The sequence below is a fragment of the Thiohalocapsa sp. genome (genome assembly GCF_019695415.1).
GTDB lineage: Bacteria > Pseudomonadota > Gammaproteobacteria > Chromatiales > Chromatiaceae > Thiohalocapsa.
Map to the genome: position 1 here is coordinate 1 of NZ_JAIFKJ010000309.1, position 13,860 is coordinate 13,860.

Genomic DNA, 13,860 nt, shown 5'->3' on the forward strand with positions numbered 1-13,860 from the left:
GGTTTTCGGTTTGTCGCGCGAACAACCTGCTGATGCCTTTTCTCTTCCTCGAACCTCGCCCCTCGAAACTCGCGACTCTCCGCTATAACTTCGCCTGGTCGGTGTGTCCGATCACCTGACACCGAACATCAGCCTAGAACCCACGATGATCTTCCAACTCTGCTACCTGAGCACTGCCAACGGCGACATGCGGCGCGAGGACCTGGTGGACCTGCTTACCGTGTCGCGCCGCAAGAACGAGGCGCTTGGCATCACCGGCCTGCTGCTCTACAGCGGCGACCAATTCATCCAGCTGCTGGAGGGCGATGAGGCGGCGGTGCGCGCGCTCTACGAGCTGATCTGCCAGGACAAACGCCACCGGGATGTGGCCCTCGTCTACGAGGACCATGTTGCGGAGCGGCAGTGTCCGGATTGGAGTATGGGGTTTCAGGCCATGCCCGAGAGCGAATGGCTCGAGTTTCCCACCGCAGACGGCTCCGGGCAGGGGCTGCGCCCGATGTTGGAAGCCATGGGCCGCGCCAAGGCGATATTGCGCACTGTGCGTGAGCGTGGGCTCGATCCCGCCCGGGAGTTGTAGCAACCTGGGTGTGCCGGCAGCTCAGCGTCGGACGAAAAACGCGCGCACGACCTGCTCAACAGCGTCGGCCAGCAGCTGTGCGGCGTCTCGCTCAGCCTCCTCCAGGGTCATTGGACCGCGGCAAAGGCTGAACGCGGCAGCGATGCCGAGTGCATGCAGTACGCCGACACCCTCACCGATGCTGCCGGCAAGGGCGATGCAGGGAATGCCATGGGCCTTGGCGCGGGCTGCGACAGCCGCAGGGGCCTTGCCATGGGCGGTTTGGGCATCGATACGCCCCTCAGCGGTGAGCACCAGGTCGGCGCCGTCCAAGTGCCGTTCAAGCTCCAGCACGTCCAGCACCAGCTCGGCGCCGGGTCGGAGGGCAGCCTCGGCGAAGGCGACAAGTCCGGCACCGAGGCCGCCGGCGGCGCCGGCGCCGGCCAGGTCGGCGATCTTGCGCCCAAGGTCGCGCTCGATCAGGGCTGCGAGGTGGTCGAGACCGGCGTCGAGGGCGGCTACCTGCGCCGGGCTTGCGCCCTTCTGCGGGCCGTAGACGGCGGCGGCGCCACGGGGCCCTGTGCGCGGGTTGTCCACGTCGCCGACGGCCTCGACCCGCCCCGCCGCCAGGCGCGGACCTCCTGCCGTACCGTCGCTGCGGGCGACGTCCGCGAGTCTGCCGCCGACGGGCTTCACCGGTTGGCCTGCGGTATCCAGAAAGCGCCAGCCGAGCGCCTGGGCCATGCCGATGCCACCGTCGTTGGTGGCGCTGCCGCCCAAGCCCACGATGATGTGCTCGGCGCCTAGATCCAGGGCCGCGCGCATCAGCTCGCCGGTGCCTAGGGTTGCGGTGGCGGTTGCATCGCGCTCGCGCTCGGCCAGCAGGGCGAGGCCGCTGGCGAGCGCCATCTCTACGACCGCCGTCCGGCGGCTTGGGCTCCAGACAAGGGTGGCATCCACCGGTGCGAAGCGCGGGCCGGTGACCTGAACCCTGCGGTGCTCGCCGTCCAGAGCGGCAGTCAGCACCTCGGCGAGACCGTCGCCGCCGTCGGCCACCGGCAGCTCCACACACTCCGCATCCGGCAGAGCGCGGGCGATGCCGCGAGTCATGGCCGCCGCTGCCGCCGTCGCGGTGCAGCTGCCCTTCAGGGCGTTGGGGGCAAGGATGATCTTGGGCATCGGACAAGAAAGGCGGCTGTGCACAGGCGCTTTCGCTTGCATGGCGACTGCCCATTGCAGGATCAGATCGAGATCGCGCGAAGTATAGCCGGGGCGGCGATGGACCTTGCTGCGGTCTCACTGCGTCGGGTTTGCCGAGGTGCGCTCGCCTTGCCAATTTTGCGGTCGTTGCGCCATTGCGTGAAACCTGAGCGCCGGGTAGCCGTTGTGACTTGGCAGATCGATGTGTCCAGGACGGGCGCAGCTCTGGATGCACATGATCCGGTCAGCTTATGCTGGAGCTCGGCAAGCGGGAGGGTTCTCCGGCCGACCATGCCCAGCGGACCGGCCGAGCCCCCGCATTGCTGCCCGCGACAGCCGCCGCCAGGGCGGCTATCATCCGCGCCGCCCGCGGTCGTTTGCGCAGACAGCTCGCGTCAATGGTTTGCGCACACTTGGCGCGCCGCGACCCATGCCTTCCATGCCTGTCCACCCGACAGGCCCATCCCTGATTAGGAGCAACCCATGGAACAGACCTTCGTGATGGTGAAGCCCGACGGCGTCCAGCGCGGCCTCGTCGGCGAGATCGTCGCCCGCCTGGAGCGCCGCGGCCTGAAGCTCGTTGGTGCCAAGTTCATGCAGGTGTCGCCGGAGCTTGCCGCCGAGCACTACGCCGAGCTCAAAGACAAGCCCTTCTACCCGGGCCTCATCGACTACATCACCAGCGCGCCGGTGCTGGCCATGGCCTGGGAGGGCAAGAACGCCGTCGGAGCCGTACGCCAGACCCTCGGTGCCACCAAGCCGTCGGAGGCCGCCCCGGGCAGCATTCGCCATGACTATGGCATGGACGTGGGTCGCAACCTCGCCCACGGCTCGGACTCACCGGAGAACGGGGCTCGTGAGGTCTCGCTCTGGTTCAAGCCGGCAGAGCTGGTCTCCTGGGATCGTGCCACCGATGCCTGGATCTTCGAGTAATACCCTCGGCGCGGCGATGCCACCGCGCCCGACATATACCCATCCCACGCCGGTTTTCGGTTTGTCGCGCGAAGAACCTGCTGATCTGTCTGGTCTTCCTCGAACCTCGCCCCTCGAAACTCGCTCCTCTCCACTATAAAATAAGGGGACGGTATACGAAATTGGCCAGGGCGTCTTGGCTAGGCGCCGGTATCGAGCCGATGGACCAGAGCGTCAAGCGCGGACAAGCTGCTTCTGAACTGTGTCATGCTGTGTCTCGCGATCGCGCCGCTCTGAGCACCGTTAATGGACCTCATAGACGGTTGTGGTCAGCTTTCTCGTTCTTGCGGGATACGCTCCATCTCCACAGAACTTGACCGGAGGTCACGACATGACACAAGCGCACACGGGCCCGATCAAGCGTGCCGTTGCATGGCTCACCAAGCAGACGGTGCTGTGGTCGGGCTTGATCATCGGCATACCCGTTCTGCTCGCGGCGCTCTGGATCGGCATCCTGTTCTGGATCTGGGATACCCCAGAGATCAACAAGGAGTTTCAGGATCCGGCCAATGCCAAGCTTGATCGGTCCGAGAAGGGCGCTCTGCTGGCCGAGGCCATCACCTACCAGTTCCGGCGCCGGCTGAACGATCAGGGCAACTGGGTGCCGAATGATCTGGTGATCTTCTTCGACCGCAACGCCGCCTGTGCGGCCGGCATCAAGGGTGAGCCCGGTGGCATCTGGTACATGACCACTGAGATTTTCGAGGTCTTCGCCGATCGCACTGCACGCATCGGCGGCTCGTCCCAAGACGACCCCCGGCTGACGAATGCGGCCAAGAAGTTCAACTACGACCCGCGGCGCTGGGGCATTTCCTGGCTCGGCGGCGCAGACTCGGAGCACGAGTACGCGCTCGGCTTCGAGGACTTCGATGCTTACGTCAGCGACTTGCGCGCCGGTGACGCTGTCAGCAACGTACGACTGGACGACCTGGCGGCGTTGCTCACGGAGGTCGGTGGCCAGAACGGGGCGATGGACAAGATCTACTCGCGCCTGAATGACGCCGAGAAGGTGTCGCCCAAGGAGCGCCGCCAACGCGTCTACTCGGCCATCTGCGCTGCGGCGGTGTCCGCGGACACGCTCGCGGTCATTCGCTCCGCTTACGGGACGGACTTCGAGCAGGATGCGCTGGCCGCCCTCGACGAGGCCGTCAAAGAGCTCTATCGCGTATCACAGCTGTACCCACCCGTCGTACTGAACGGTGAGGACGACAGCCTCTGGCTCGTGAATCACGCCCGCAACATCGCGGCCATAATGTCAACGGCTTTCGACCCGATCCTCGATGCGGCTCGCTCGCTGCCCGGTGGCGAGGTCGCCCGCTGACGGGGGGCGACCCATTGCGCAGAAATAATTTGGTCACAAAAGCTGAATTCCGTTGTCAAGAACATATCCTAAGATGTCGGGACAACAGCAAATCCAAGCGAGGACCACCTGTCATGAACGACGAACGCCGTTACGGGGCCCGACACCGTATCGATCTGCCCGTCTACATCCGTTACGGCCGCAGACCCTTTCTCGGGGCAGTAGCTCGGGACGTGTCCATCGGTGGCATGTTTCTGTCGGTGCAATCGCTGACGCTGCCTACCGGCACGCCCATTGAGCTCGAGCTCTCCAGCCTCGGGCGCGACTGGCTGATCCCCGCCGTCGTCATGCACGGCGACAACACAGGTATCGGCGTCATGTTCCGCGAGCCGCAGGCCGAGTTGTTTCGAGGCCTGATGCAGGCCGCGGACATGCGCCCTCCCATCGTCGTCACCACCGGCACCGACGCCGACTGCCGTCCCTGACGCCTTTCCCGTGAGCCGTACCATGCTCAGCTGAGAGGAGCGGCGCTGCCATCCGCGTCCCCCATCTCCGCCCTCCGCCACCTTGGCACGCTCGTCCGTCTGCTCCTTTGTGTGCGGCACTTCGACCGCCACCGACCCCAGTCGACCACACCCGGCCGGCACCGGCACGAAGCTCTGCTGCTGGGTGACTCACCTGGATCCGACCGCACGTTGCTTGTCACGACGGGAGGCCGGAGCTGTCGGCAGGAGGTCCATAAGGGCTGGGCATCTTGCTTGTGTCCTGAGACAGCCCAGTCCCGACGGAGGCCCTGTCTGGGGCTAGGAGTAGATGGCGTCCGGCAGCCAGGTGGCGAGGCCCGGGAACAACGCCAGTGCTCCGAGCATCAGCAGCTGCAGCACGATGAAGGGCAGCACGCCGCGGTAGATCTGCGGCGTGGTGACCTCCGGCGGCGCCACGCCGCGCAAATAGAACAGCGAGAAGCCGAAGGGCGGCGTCAGGAAGGAGGTCTGCAGATTGATGGCGATCATCACACCGAGCCAGACCGGGTCCAGGCCCATGGCCAACAGCACCGGGCCGACAATCGGGACGACGACGAACGTGATCTCGATGAAATCGAGGATGAACCCGAGCAGGAACATCACCAGCATCACCAGTGCCACGGCGCCGACGACACCGCCCGGCAGGCCGGTGAGAAAGTCCGTCACCACTTCGTCGCCGCCGAAGCCGCGGAACACCAGCGAGAAGATGGCTGCGCCGATGAAGATCAGGAACACCATGCTGGTGACCACCGTGGTCTGGCGGACGACCTCGATTAGGGTGCGCAGGCCGAGCTGGCGCTGGAAGGCCGCCAGCAGTAGGGCGCCGACGGCGCCCACCGAGGCGGCCTCTGTCGGCGTGGCGATGCCGTAGAGGATGGAGCCCAGCACGGCCACGATGAGCCCGAACGGGGGCAGCAGCACCTTGAGCACCCGCACCCAGAAGCGCCAGTCGTGCTCCGGACGCTCGGCGGCGGGGATGGCCGGCACGGCGTCGGGGCGAAACACCGCCACACCCACCATGTAACCGATGTAGGCCCCAACCAGCAGCAGCCCCGGGATGATGGCGCCAATGAAGAGGTCGCCCACGGAGACCGTGTCTGGAGAGAAGATGCCCATGTCGAGCTGCGCCTGTTGATAGGCCGCCGAGAGTACGTCCCCGAGCAGCACCAGCACGATGGAGGGCGGGATAATCTGCCCGAGGGTGCCGGAGGCGCAGATAGTGCCGGCGGCCACGCTCGGGGCGTAGTTGCGGCGCAGCATGGTGGGCAGGGACAAAAGCCCCATGGTGACCACGGTGGCGCCGACGATGCCGGTGCTCGCGGCCAGCAGCATGCCTACGACGGTCACCGAGATACCCAACCCGCCGCGCATAGGACCGAACAGCAGCGCCATGGTGTCGAGCAGGTTCTCGGCGACCTTGGAGCGCTCCAGCATCACGCCCATGAACACGAACAGCGGCACGGCGATGAGCGTCTCGTTGGTCATGACGCCGTAGATCCGGTTCGGCAGCGCTTCGATGAAGGCGTGATCGAACAGCTCGAGCCACTCACCGATGTACGCGAACACCAGCGCCGTGCCGCCCAGCGAGAGCGCCACCGGGTAGCCGAGCAGCAGTACCGCGCCGACGGCGAGAAACAGCAAGAGCGGCATCAGCTCAGCCATCGGGGCGCACTCCAGTGCCGTCCCCGGCCGCTGCCGGCCGCCGGCTCGGCGCTGCGGGCGGTACTGCCGTATCCATGCCCGCCAGCAAGAGCCCACTGCGCAATAGCCAGGCCACACCCTGGAGCAGCAACAACCGCGGCATGGCCACCCGCAGCGTTTTACGCCAGTACACACAAGGCAGACCGCCCGCCCCCCGCGCCCCCTCATTGACAGCCCCGGAACCCGTCACGTCGCCCCCTGACCACGCACGGAACTAGCGACCACCGGGGACGCGCCGGAACAGGCGACAGAGCAGGTCCACCCAGGCGCGCCCGCGGGGACCAAAGCGCTGGTAGAAGATGTCCACGCGTACATGCCCGTTCAGCTGCAGCGTATAAGCGGCACCCAGCATGAACAGCATGGCGTGCATGTAGGTGACGGACTCCTGCAGGGCGATGGAGCCTGCATCGAAGCCGTAGCGCAGCACCACCACCAGGAATGTCACCAGCACCATGGCCAGAGCCAGCCACGCGACGACGCGGCCGACCCAGGTGTTGACCAGATCGAGCCCGGCCGCAAGGTCCAGCAACCGCGCCTTCAGTCCGCCTTCTGCCAACGGCTCGTGCGCCATGCCGTGCTTTCAGCTCCTACCGTTGCGTGCATGTGCGGCCCGCGACGGATGACCACCATCACCAGCTGAACAGCAGCCACTGTGGCAACGCGAGATTCGGCGGCCGGTCCTCCTGCACGTCCAGCGTGCCGTCGCCGTCGGTGTCCAGCAGGTAGTAGGGCGGGCCGACAACGGGCTCGATCTTGACCATGTACACCTGGCCCTTCACCCGGTACTCATAGATGACCTCCTCATCGGTCTCGATGATGGTCACCTCGGGCTCCACGCGGCTCGTTTGTGTCGGCGGTACCGGCACCGCCGGGGCAGACAGAAACGGGCTCTCGTCGTCGGGCTGTGCTGCGGCACTGGCGCACAGGCCGAGCCCGAGGGTGCCGATGAGAAGTGTCAGCAAGAGGCTGGCGGGCGCCAAAAGCGGGAAGGCAGGCATAGCGGTCCGGATGCAGCTTGCGAGTCTCGTTAGTGTATTACGGATGCGGCGCCCGTGGGGCGCGTATCGAGGGGCCAGACGCAGCGGCCGGGTGCACCATGGCCAAACGACCGCGACGCCGCGGACCCGGCGCTGACGTGCGCAGGCCGGACGTGCCCACGTGCTTTGGTGCGCGTTCCCGATGCCCGGGGCGTATCCCTGCGGCTCGGTTTAGAGCACCGGTCCAAGCATGGCCACGACGTTGTTCCATAGCCGTCGCCGCCGGCTCCAGGCCGCCACCTCGTCGGAGGTCACCGTTCGGGATGCGCTGATGTAACTGCCCTGGCGCTCCCGCATAACCGCGGTGAGCCGCGGGTCGTAGAACAGGATGTTGTTCTCGTAGTTCAGCTCGAAGCTTCGACGGTCCATGTTGGCGGAGCCGATCAGGGTCACCTCGCCGTCCAGCGTCAGAGACTTGGTGTGCAGCAGACCGTCCGGGTACTCAAAAATGGTCACGCCCGCCTCGAGGAGCTCCGCGTAGTAGCTGCGGCTGGCGGCGGCCACCACCCAGCTGTCGTTACGAGCCGGGAAGACGACGGTCGTGGCCACGCCGCGGCGGGCGCTCGCGCACAGCGCCGCTTGCATGGACTCGTTCGGCACATAGTAGGGCGTCGTGATGACGAGCTCGCGGCGGGCGCTGTAGATGAGCTCTTCGAACATCTGCGGCATGGCCGACCAGCGCACCGTGGGGCCAGTCCCGACCACCTGCGCTGGCAGGCCGGGGCGTGGCGTTGCGCCCGGGCGCGGCTCTATACGGTCGCGTGGAGGCGGGTTCGGCGGAGTGAGCGGGCGGCGTAGCAAGGCGTCGATGCCATCGTCCACGTGCGGCAGCCAGTCGCCGGCGAACAGATGCTGGTTCTGCCGGGCGATGGGCCCCTCGAAGCGCATCATGGCGTCCACCCAGGGCGCGAATCTGGCCTTGATCCGGAACTCCGGGTCAGCGCAGTTCTGGCTGCCGCAATAGGTGATCCAGTCGTCGATGACGACGATCTTGCGGTGATTGCGCAGATCGATGCGCCCGGTAAGGGCGCGGACCAGCGGATTGCCGATGGGCAGCGCCCGGGCCAGATGCACGCCGGCGGCGGCCATGCGCTGCCAGTGCATGGAGCGGATCATGGCCCGCGAGCCCAGATCGTCGGCCATCGCCCGGCAGGTGACGCCGCGCTCGGCGGCCTGGATCAGCGCCTCCGCCACGCGGATGCCGTTGTTATCCGGCAGCCAGATGTAGAACAGCACGTGGACATGGTCCTGGGCCGCGTCGATGTCCGCCACCAGCGCATCGATGGTCGCGTTGGAGTCCGCCATGAGGGTGGCATGGTTCCCGCCGATGGGCGTGAAGCCGCTGATGGACTCCCCGATGCGGAAAAGATGCCGGTGCCTTTCCGGAATCACGGGCCGCAGCGGCGTCGGGGCTGTGTCGGGGTCTAACCGCAGCGCCGGTAGCTGCGCCTGCGCGTGGCGCAGCCGCTCGGCGCGGCGGTGGCCGATGCTGACCTCGCCGAACAGCACATAGGCGATGATGCCGATCACAGGCACCGCAATGACCACCACCACCCACGCGATGCGTGAGGCGGGCTCGCGGTGCGGGCGCAGCAGTACTCGGGCCAACAATGACAGCTGTACGAGAAAGTGCGCCAGAACCAGCAGCGCGGCGATGAGTCCGGAATGATCCATCCAGGTCAGTCCAGCAGGGTTTCGGCGAGCGTTGGGTATTGGCTGCTGAACCGCTGCAGCGCCCGCAAAGCCCGGAGTCGAGCAGACCTGAAGCGCCGTGGATCGGGAAGCGACGGCGTCCCAAGCACCTGATCCAGCATGGGACCCCGAACGTCATGCTCCAACAGGCCCGCGAGGATGAGCGCGCGGTACCAGTCGTACGGCAGCAGCTCCGGGTCGGTGTGCGTCGCGACATAGGTTTCGCACCGGTGCCAGCGCTCCCCGATGCACACGGCGATACGCCGGCGCCGGTAACCGGCACCCTCGGCGAGGTCCAGCCGCCAGAGCTCCCGCGCACGCAGCCGATAGATCACACCGGTCACGACAGCATCCGCCGCCGGGACGATGTCGCCCTTGCCGGAGCCGTCGCTGCCCACCTTGTGAAAGCGCAGCTGCCAGCCGGGCAGGGTCGCAATACCGACGGGCCGCGCCGAGGGCGTGCGTGCCTTGAGCCGCGACGTGAGCAGGTTGGAGCCGTAGGCGAAGTAGTGGAGGGGTTTGGCGCTCACGGTGGCCGAACAAGCGTGTAGAGATCCTCTGGGTCACTGGTCACGAGGTGCACCGGGACAGCGGTATCAACCCTGTAGCGCGGGGCCATGAGACTCATCGCGGAAGCGGTCCCTGTCGAAGCTGCTGTGCCTGCGCGCCATCAAATCCGCAGCAACAACCGCGCCGGGTCCTCCAGCGTGTCTTTGATGGCGACCAGAAACTGCACCGCCTCCCGGCCGTCGATGATGCGGTGGTCGTAGCTCAAGGCGAGGTACATCATGGGCCGGATGACCACCTGGCCGTTCGCGGCGATCGGGCGCTCCTGGATCTTGTGCATGCCGAGGATGGCGCTCTGCGGCGGGTTCAGGATGGGCGTGGACAGGAGGGAGCCGAAGACGCCGCCATTGGTGATGGAGAAGGTGCCGCCTGTGAGCTCCTCGAAGCTGAGCGTGCCGTCTTTGGCCTTGGTGCCGAAGTCGCCGATGCCGCGCTCGATGTCGGCCATGGAAAGCTGGTCGCAGTTGCGCAAAATGGGCACCACGAGCCCGCGCGGTGAGCTGACGGCGATGCCGATGTCGTAGTAGCCGTGATAGATGATGTCGCCCTCATCCACAGAGGCGTTCACCACCGGAAAGCGCTGTAGGGCCTCGACGCTCGCCTTGACGAAGAAGGACATGAAGCCCAGGCGCACGCCGTGGGTGGCCTCGAAGCGTTCTTTGTACTGACCGCGAAGGGCCATGACGGCGCTCATGTCCACCTCGTTGAAGGTGGTCAGCATCGCGCTGTTCTGCTGTGCGTCCACTAGGCGCTCGGCAATGCGTGCCCGCAGCCGTGTCATGGGCACCCGTTGCTCCGGGCGGCCGGCGTCGCCGGAGAGGCCGGGCAGGGAAGGGTCCAGCTCTAGGGGCTGCGTGCTGTCGTCCACGGCTTCCGGAGCGGATGACGGGATGGGCCGGCCGGCTTCCAGGTCTCGCTCCGGCGCGGCGGCCTCCTGCTGGTCCAGCCACGCGATGACGTCCGATTTGTGGATGCGCCCGTCCCGGCCGCTGCCTGGGATGTCGCTGGGGTCCAGGCCAAGCTCCTTGACCAGCCGACGGGCGGCCGGGGCGAGCTGTGGGGACGACTTGTCCGCCTGGGTTTCGGCAGCTGATGCCGGCTCTGCCGTTGTTGCCGCGGGTGACGGGGTTGGCTGCGCAGATGTGTCTGCCGCAGCGTCCGGCTCGGCGGCTGCTGCCGCCTGGTCGCTGGTCGCGCCCGCCGCGGCGCCGGCCTCGATGACGGCGAGCAACGCATCGGCCTCCACCACATCGCCTTCTTTGACCTTGTGCTCGGCCAGCCGGCCCGCTGCCGGTGCCGGGACCTCCAACACCACCTTGTCGGTCTCGAGGTCCACCAGGTTCTCGTCCTGCTTCACGGTATCGCCGGGCTGCTTGTACCAGGTCAGCACCGTCGCATCGGCGACGGACTCGGGTAACGCGGGGACGCGCACTTCGGTGCTCATTGCTTGGAGTTCCCTTGGGATTCGGTGGGTGGAGTTCGGGCTCGATCGGGTTGGCGTGAGTCTGTTCTCGAGCTTTGGCTTTCGCTCAGGGCCAACCTATTGGCGGTGACCGCCGATGCATCAATCTTCCGCCGCCGACTCGTCGATAGACTGCTGCGGTGGGATACGGCGGTTCATCTTGGGGTTGATACGCCCGGTGAGGGCCTCGTCCACCAGTTGTTCCTGCTGGGCCACATGCACCGAGCGATGGCCCACCGCGGGTGCCGCCGAGGCTGCCCGGCCGACGTAGTACGGCTGCTTGCCCTGCTCGATGAGGTGATGGAAGCGGTGCTTGATCTGGTCCCAGGCGCCTTGGTTCTGCGGCTCCTCCTGGCACCAGATGATCTCTTGCGTGTCCTGATAACGGTCAATGGCTTCGAGGAAGGCATCCTTCGGGAAAGGGTAGAGCTGCTCGATGCGGATAATGGCGACATTGGTGAGGCCGCGGGCATGGCGCGCCTCGATGAGGTCGTAGTAGACCTTGCCTGCGCAGAACACCAAGCGCTCGACATCGGCAGGGTCGATGGGGTCGGTGTCTGGGATGAGCACCTGGAAGTGGCCGTCCGCGAGCTCCTCCAGCGACGACACCGCAAGTCTGTGACGCAGCAGGCTTTTCGGCGTCATTACCACCAGCGGGCGGCGGAAGTCCCGCAGCATCTGCCGGCGCAAAAGGTGGAACATCTGCGCCGGTGTGGTGGGCACGCAGACCTGGATGTTGTGCTCGGCGCAAAGCTGCAGGAAGCGCTCCAGCCGCGCAGAGGAATGCTCTGCGCCCTGGCCTTCCAGGCCGTGGGGCAGCAGCATCGTGAGCCCGCAGTCCAGGCCCCACTTGGTGCCGGCGGAGGTGATGAACTGGTCGATGACCACCTGCGCGCCGTTGGCGAAGTCGCCGAACTGCGCCTCCCAGATGGTGAGCGCATTGGGCTCGGCGGTGGCGAAGCCGTACTCGTAGCCCAGCACCGCCGCCTCCGACAGGATGGAATCGATGGCGACGAAGTCGCCTTGCGGGGCTTCCGCATCGCCGCGCAGGTGCTGAAGCGGCGTGTACTCGCGGCCGGTGTCCTGGCAGTGGACCTTGGCGTGGCGATGGAAGAAGGTGCCGCGGGCGGCATCCTGGCCGGACAGGCGCACAGGATAGCCCGCATCCAACAGGGTCGCGTAGGCCAGGTTCTCGGCAAAGCCCCAGTTGCCCAGTTGGTCCCCCTGGGCCATCTTGCGCCGCTCCGCCCAGATCTTGGCGACACGCGGGTGCAGCTGGAAATCCTCCGGTACCCGCAGCATGCGCTCGGCGAGGTCTGCCAGGTGCTCGCGCGGGACGGTGGTGTCCGCAGGTGCGCGCCAGTCGTCACCGTGGTAACCGTGCCAGTCCGCGCGGTAGCTCTTCTCCAGCCCGCAGAGGACCGGGCGGGCCACGACGACGCCGTGCTCGATGGCGCCGCGGTACTCTTCGATCATATTCACGGCGTCATCGCGGGTGAGCTCGCCGTCATCAATGAGCCGGTCGGCATAGATGGCGCGTGCCGTGGGCCGCTCGCGGATCTTCTTGTACATCATAGGCTGCGTCACCGCCGGTTCGTCCGCCTCGTTGTGGCCGAGGCGGCGGTAGCACACCAGGTCGATGACCACGTCCTTGCGGAACTGGTTGCGATAGTCGAGCGCCATGCGGGTGACGAAGATGACCGCCTCCGGATCGTCGCCGTTCACATGGAACACCGGCGCCTGCACCATCTTGGCCACGTCGGTGCAGTACAGCGTACTGCGGGTGTCCAGCGGATTACTGGTCGTGAAGCCGATCTGATTGTTGATGACGATGTGCACCGTGCCGCCGGTGCCGTAGCTGCGCGTCTGGCTGAGCTGCAGGGTCTCTGCCACCACGCCCTGGCCGGCGAAGGCGGCATCGCCGTGAATCAGCACCGGCAGCACCTGCTCGCCGGTGCGGTCGCCGCGGCGGCGCTGGCGGGCGCGCACCGAGCCCTCGATGACCGGATCGATGATTTCCAGGTGCGACGGATTGAAGCCGAGCGCCAGATGGACGATGCCGCCGGGAGTCTCGACGTCGCTCGCAAAGCCCATGTGGTATTTGACGTCGCCTGCGAGCTGGCGCGGGTTGAGCGGCACCTTGCCCTCGAACTCGGCGAAGATCTCCTGCGGCGGCTTGCCGAGGATGTTCACCAGCACATTTAGCCGCCCGCGGTGGGCCATGCCGATGACCAGCTCGCGGCAGCCCTTGCGCCCGGCACGCTGGATCAGCTCGTCCAGCATCGGGATCAGCGCCTCGCCCCCCTCCAGCGAGAAGCGCTTCTGGCCGACGTACTTGGTGTGCAGATACTTCTCCAGGCCCTCAGCGGCGGTGAGCAGGGTCAAGAGCCAGCGTCGGTCCGCCGGCTCCAGCTCAGGCCGGGCCTGGTAGCCCTCCAGGCGCTTCTGTATCCAGCGCTTCTCCTGGGTGGTGGTGATGTGCATGTACTCGGAGCCGACCGACCCGCAGTAAATGCGCTGCAGCAGGGCCAGGATGTCTTTGAGCGGCATCCGGTCCGGCGCGTACAGGGAGCCGGTGTGGAACACCTGCTCCAAGTCGCTGTCGTCGAGGTTGTGGTAGGCCGGGTCGAGGTCCGCGACCTTCGGCGTCGGACGCAGCTTGAGCGGGTCGAGGTCCGCGATCTGGTGGACGAGGTAGCGGTAGGTATTGATCAGCCGCAGCACGGCCGCCTGGCGCTCGGCGGCGGCCGGCTCCAGGCGCTCGACTCAGCCGCGCTGGGCGCGTGTGCGACTCTCGCTGGCGAGGCCCCTGAACGTCTCGCGAACCGGCGCGTGGGGGACCTCTTTAG

Annotated in this window: 11 protein-coding genes and 1 pseudogene; 4 read left to right on the top strand and 8 right to left on the bottom strand. The window is 66.6% G+C overall.

The annotated features are described in order from the left end of the window. The first annotated feature begins 145 nt into the window (after positions 1–145). Complete coding sequence (locus tag I6U14_RS09005) at positions 146–577, top strand: BLUF domain-containing protein (RefSeq protein ID WP_296898611.1); 432 nt, start codon at positions 146–148, stop codon at positions 575–577. Positions 578–598: 21 nt separating this feature from the next. On the opposite strand, the gene I6U14_RS09010 is transcribed toward I6U14_RS09005, so the two are convergent. Continuing rightward, positions 599–1,735 (bottom strand): glycerate kinase, encoded by a 1,137-nt coding sequence (locus I6U14_RS09010; RefSeq protein WP_296898613.1) that lies wholly within the window; start codon positions 1,733–1,735, stop codon positions 599–601. 504 nt (positions 1,736–2,239) lie between these two features. On the opposite strand from I6U14_RS09010, the gene ndk reads away from it, so the two are divergent. From ndk to I6U14_RS09025, 3 genes are all read left to right on the top strand, one after another. Next, complete coding sequence (ndk, locus tag I6U14_RS09015) at positions 2,240–2,689, top strand: nucleoside-diphosphate kinase (RefSeq protein WP_296898615.1); 450 nt, start codon at positions 2,240–2,242, stop codon at positions 2,687–2,689. A 370-nt stretch (positions 2,690–3,059) separates the two neighbouring features. After that, entirely contained in the window at positions 3,060–4,049 is a 990-nt protein-coding gene (locus tag I6U14_RS09020; protein ID WP_296898617.1) for a DUF2333 family protein, read from the top strand. A gap of 113 nt (positions 4,050–4,162) precedes the next feature. Continuing rightward, positions 4,163–4,513, top strand: a complete 351-nt coding sequence (locus I6U14_RS09025) for a PilZ domain-containing protein (protein ID WP_296898618.1) — start codon at positions 4,163–4,165, stop codon at positions 4,511–4,513. A gap of 318 nt (positions 4,514–4,831) precedes the next feature. On the opposite strand, the gene I6U14_RS09030 is transcribed toward I6U14_RS09025, so the two are convergent. The 7 genes and pseudogenes from I6U14_RS09030 to I6U14_RS09060 all read right to left on the bottom strand — a co-directional run. After that, on the bottom strand, positions 4,832–6,214 hold the full coding sequence (locus tag I6U14_RS09030; protein ID WP_296898620.1) for a TRAP transporter large permease subunit: 1,383 nt from the start codon (positions 6,212–6,214) through the stop codon (positions 4,832–4,834). 253 nt (positions 6,215–6,467) lie between these two features. Continuing rightward, entirely contained in the window at positions 6,468–6,824 is a 357-nt protein-coding gene (locus I6U14_RS09035; protein ID WP_296898622.1) for a TRAP transporter small permease subunit, read from the bottom strand. Positions 6,825–6,882: 58 nt separating this feature from the next. Then, positions 6,883–7,251, bottom strand: a complete 369-nt coding sequence (locus I6U14_RS09040) for a DUF2782 domain-containing protein (RefSeq protein WP_296898624.1) — start codon at positions 7,249–7,251, stop codon at positions 6,883–6,885. Positions 7,252–7,461: 210 nt separating this feature from the next. After that, on the bottom strand, positions 7,462–8,964 hold the full coding sequence (gene cls, locus I6U14_RS09045) for a cardiolipin synthase (protein ID WP_296898626.1): 1,503 nt from the start codon (positions 8,962–8,964) through the stop codon (positions 7,462–7,464). A gap of 5 nt (positions 8,965–8,969) precedes the next feature. After that, positions 8,970–9,512 carry a gamma-glutamylcyclotransferase family protein gene (locus tag I6U14_RS09050; protein WP_296898628.1) on the bottom strand — a complete coding sequence of 181 codons (543 nt, stop codon included), beginning with the start codon at positions 9,510–9,512 and terminating at the stop codon, positions 8,970–8,972. A 140-nt stretch (positions 9,513–9,652) separates the two neighbouring features. After that, positions 9,653–10,993 (bottom strand): 2-oxoglutarate dehydrogenase complex dihydrolipoyllysine-residue succinyltransferase, encoded by a 1,341-nt coding sequence (gene odhB / locus I6U14_RS09055; protein ID WP_296898631.1) that lies wholly within the window; start codon positions 10,991–10,993, stop codon positions 9,653–9,655. 120 nt (positions 10,994–11,113) lie between these two features. After that, a pseudogene (locus I6U14_RS09060) lies at positions 11,114–13,860 on the bottom strand (2-oxoglutarate dehydrogenase E1 component); the annotation flags it as partial.

Excerpts from the sequence above, each read along its gene's own strand:
- I6U14_RS09005 (WP_296898611.1), top strand. The coding sequence starts at position 146 with ATGATCTTCCAACTCTGCTACCTGAGCACTGCCAACGGCGACATGCGG.
- I6U14_RS09010 (WP_296898613.1), bottom strand. The coding sequence starts at position 1,735 with ATGCCCAAGATCATCCTTGCCCCCAACGCCCTGAAGGGCAGCTGCACC.
- ndk (WP_296898615.1), top strand. The coding sequence starts at position 2,240 with ATGGAACAGACCTTCGTGATGGTGAAGCCCGACGGCGTCCAGCGCGGC.
- I6U14_RS09020 (WP_296898617.1), top strand. The coding sequence starts at position 3,060 with ATGACACAAGCGCACACGGGCCCGATCAAGCGTGCCGTTGCATGGCTC.
- I6U14_RS09025 (WP_296898618.1), top strand. The coding sequence starts at position 4,163 with ATGAACGACGAACGCCGTTACGGGGCCCGACACCGTATCGATCTGCCC.
- I6U14_RS09030 (WP_296898620.1), bottom strand. The coding sequence starts at position 6,214 with ATGGCTGAGCTGATGCCGCTCTTGCTGTTTCTCGCCGTCGGCGCGGTA.
- I6U14_RS09035 (WP_296898622.1), bottom strand. The coding sequence starts at position 6,824 with ATGGCGCACGAGCCGTTGGCAGAAGGCGGACTGAAGGCGCGGTTGCTG.
- I6U14_RS09040 (WP_296898624.1), bottom strand. The coding sequence starts at position 7,251 with ATGCCTGCCTTCCCGCTTTTGGCGCCCGCCAGCCTCTTGCTGACACTT.
- cls (WP_296898626.1), bottom strand. The coding sequence starts at position 8,964 with ATGGATCATTCCGGACTCATCGCCGCGCTGCTGGTTCTGGCGCACTTT.
- odhB (WP_296898631.1), bottom strand. The coding sequence starts at position 10,993 with ATGAGCACCGAAGTGCGCGTCCCCGCGTTACCCGAGTCCGTCGCCGAT.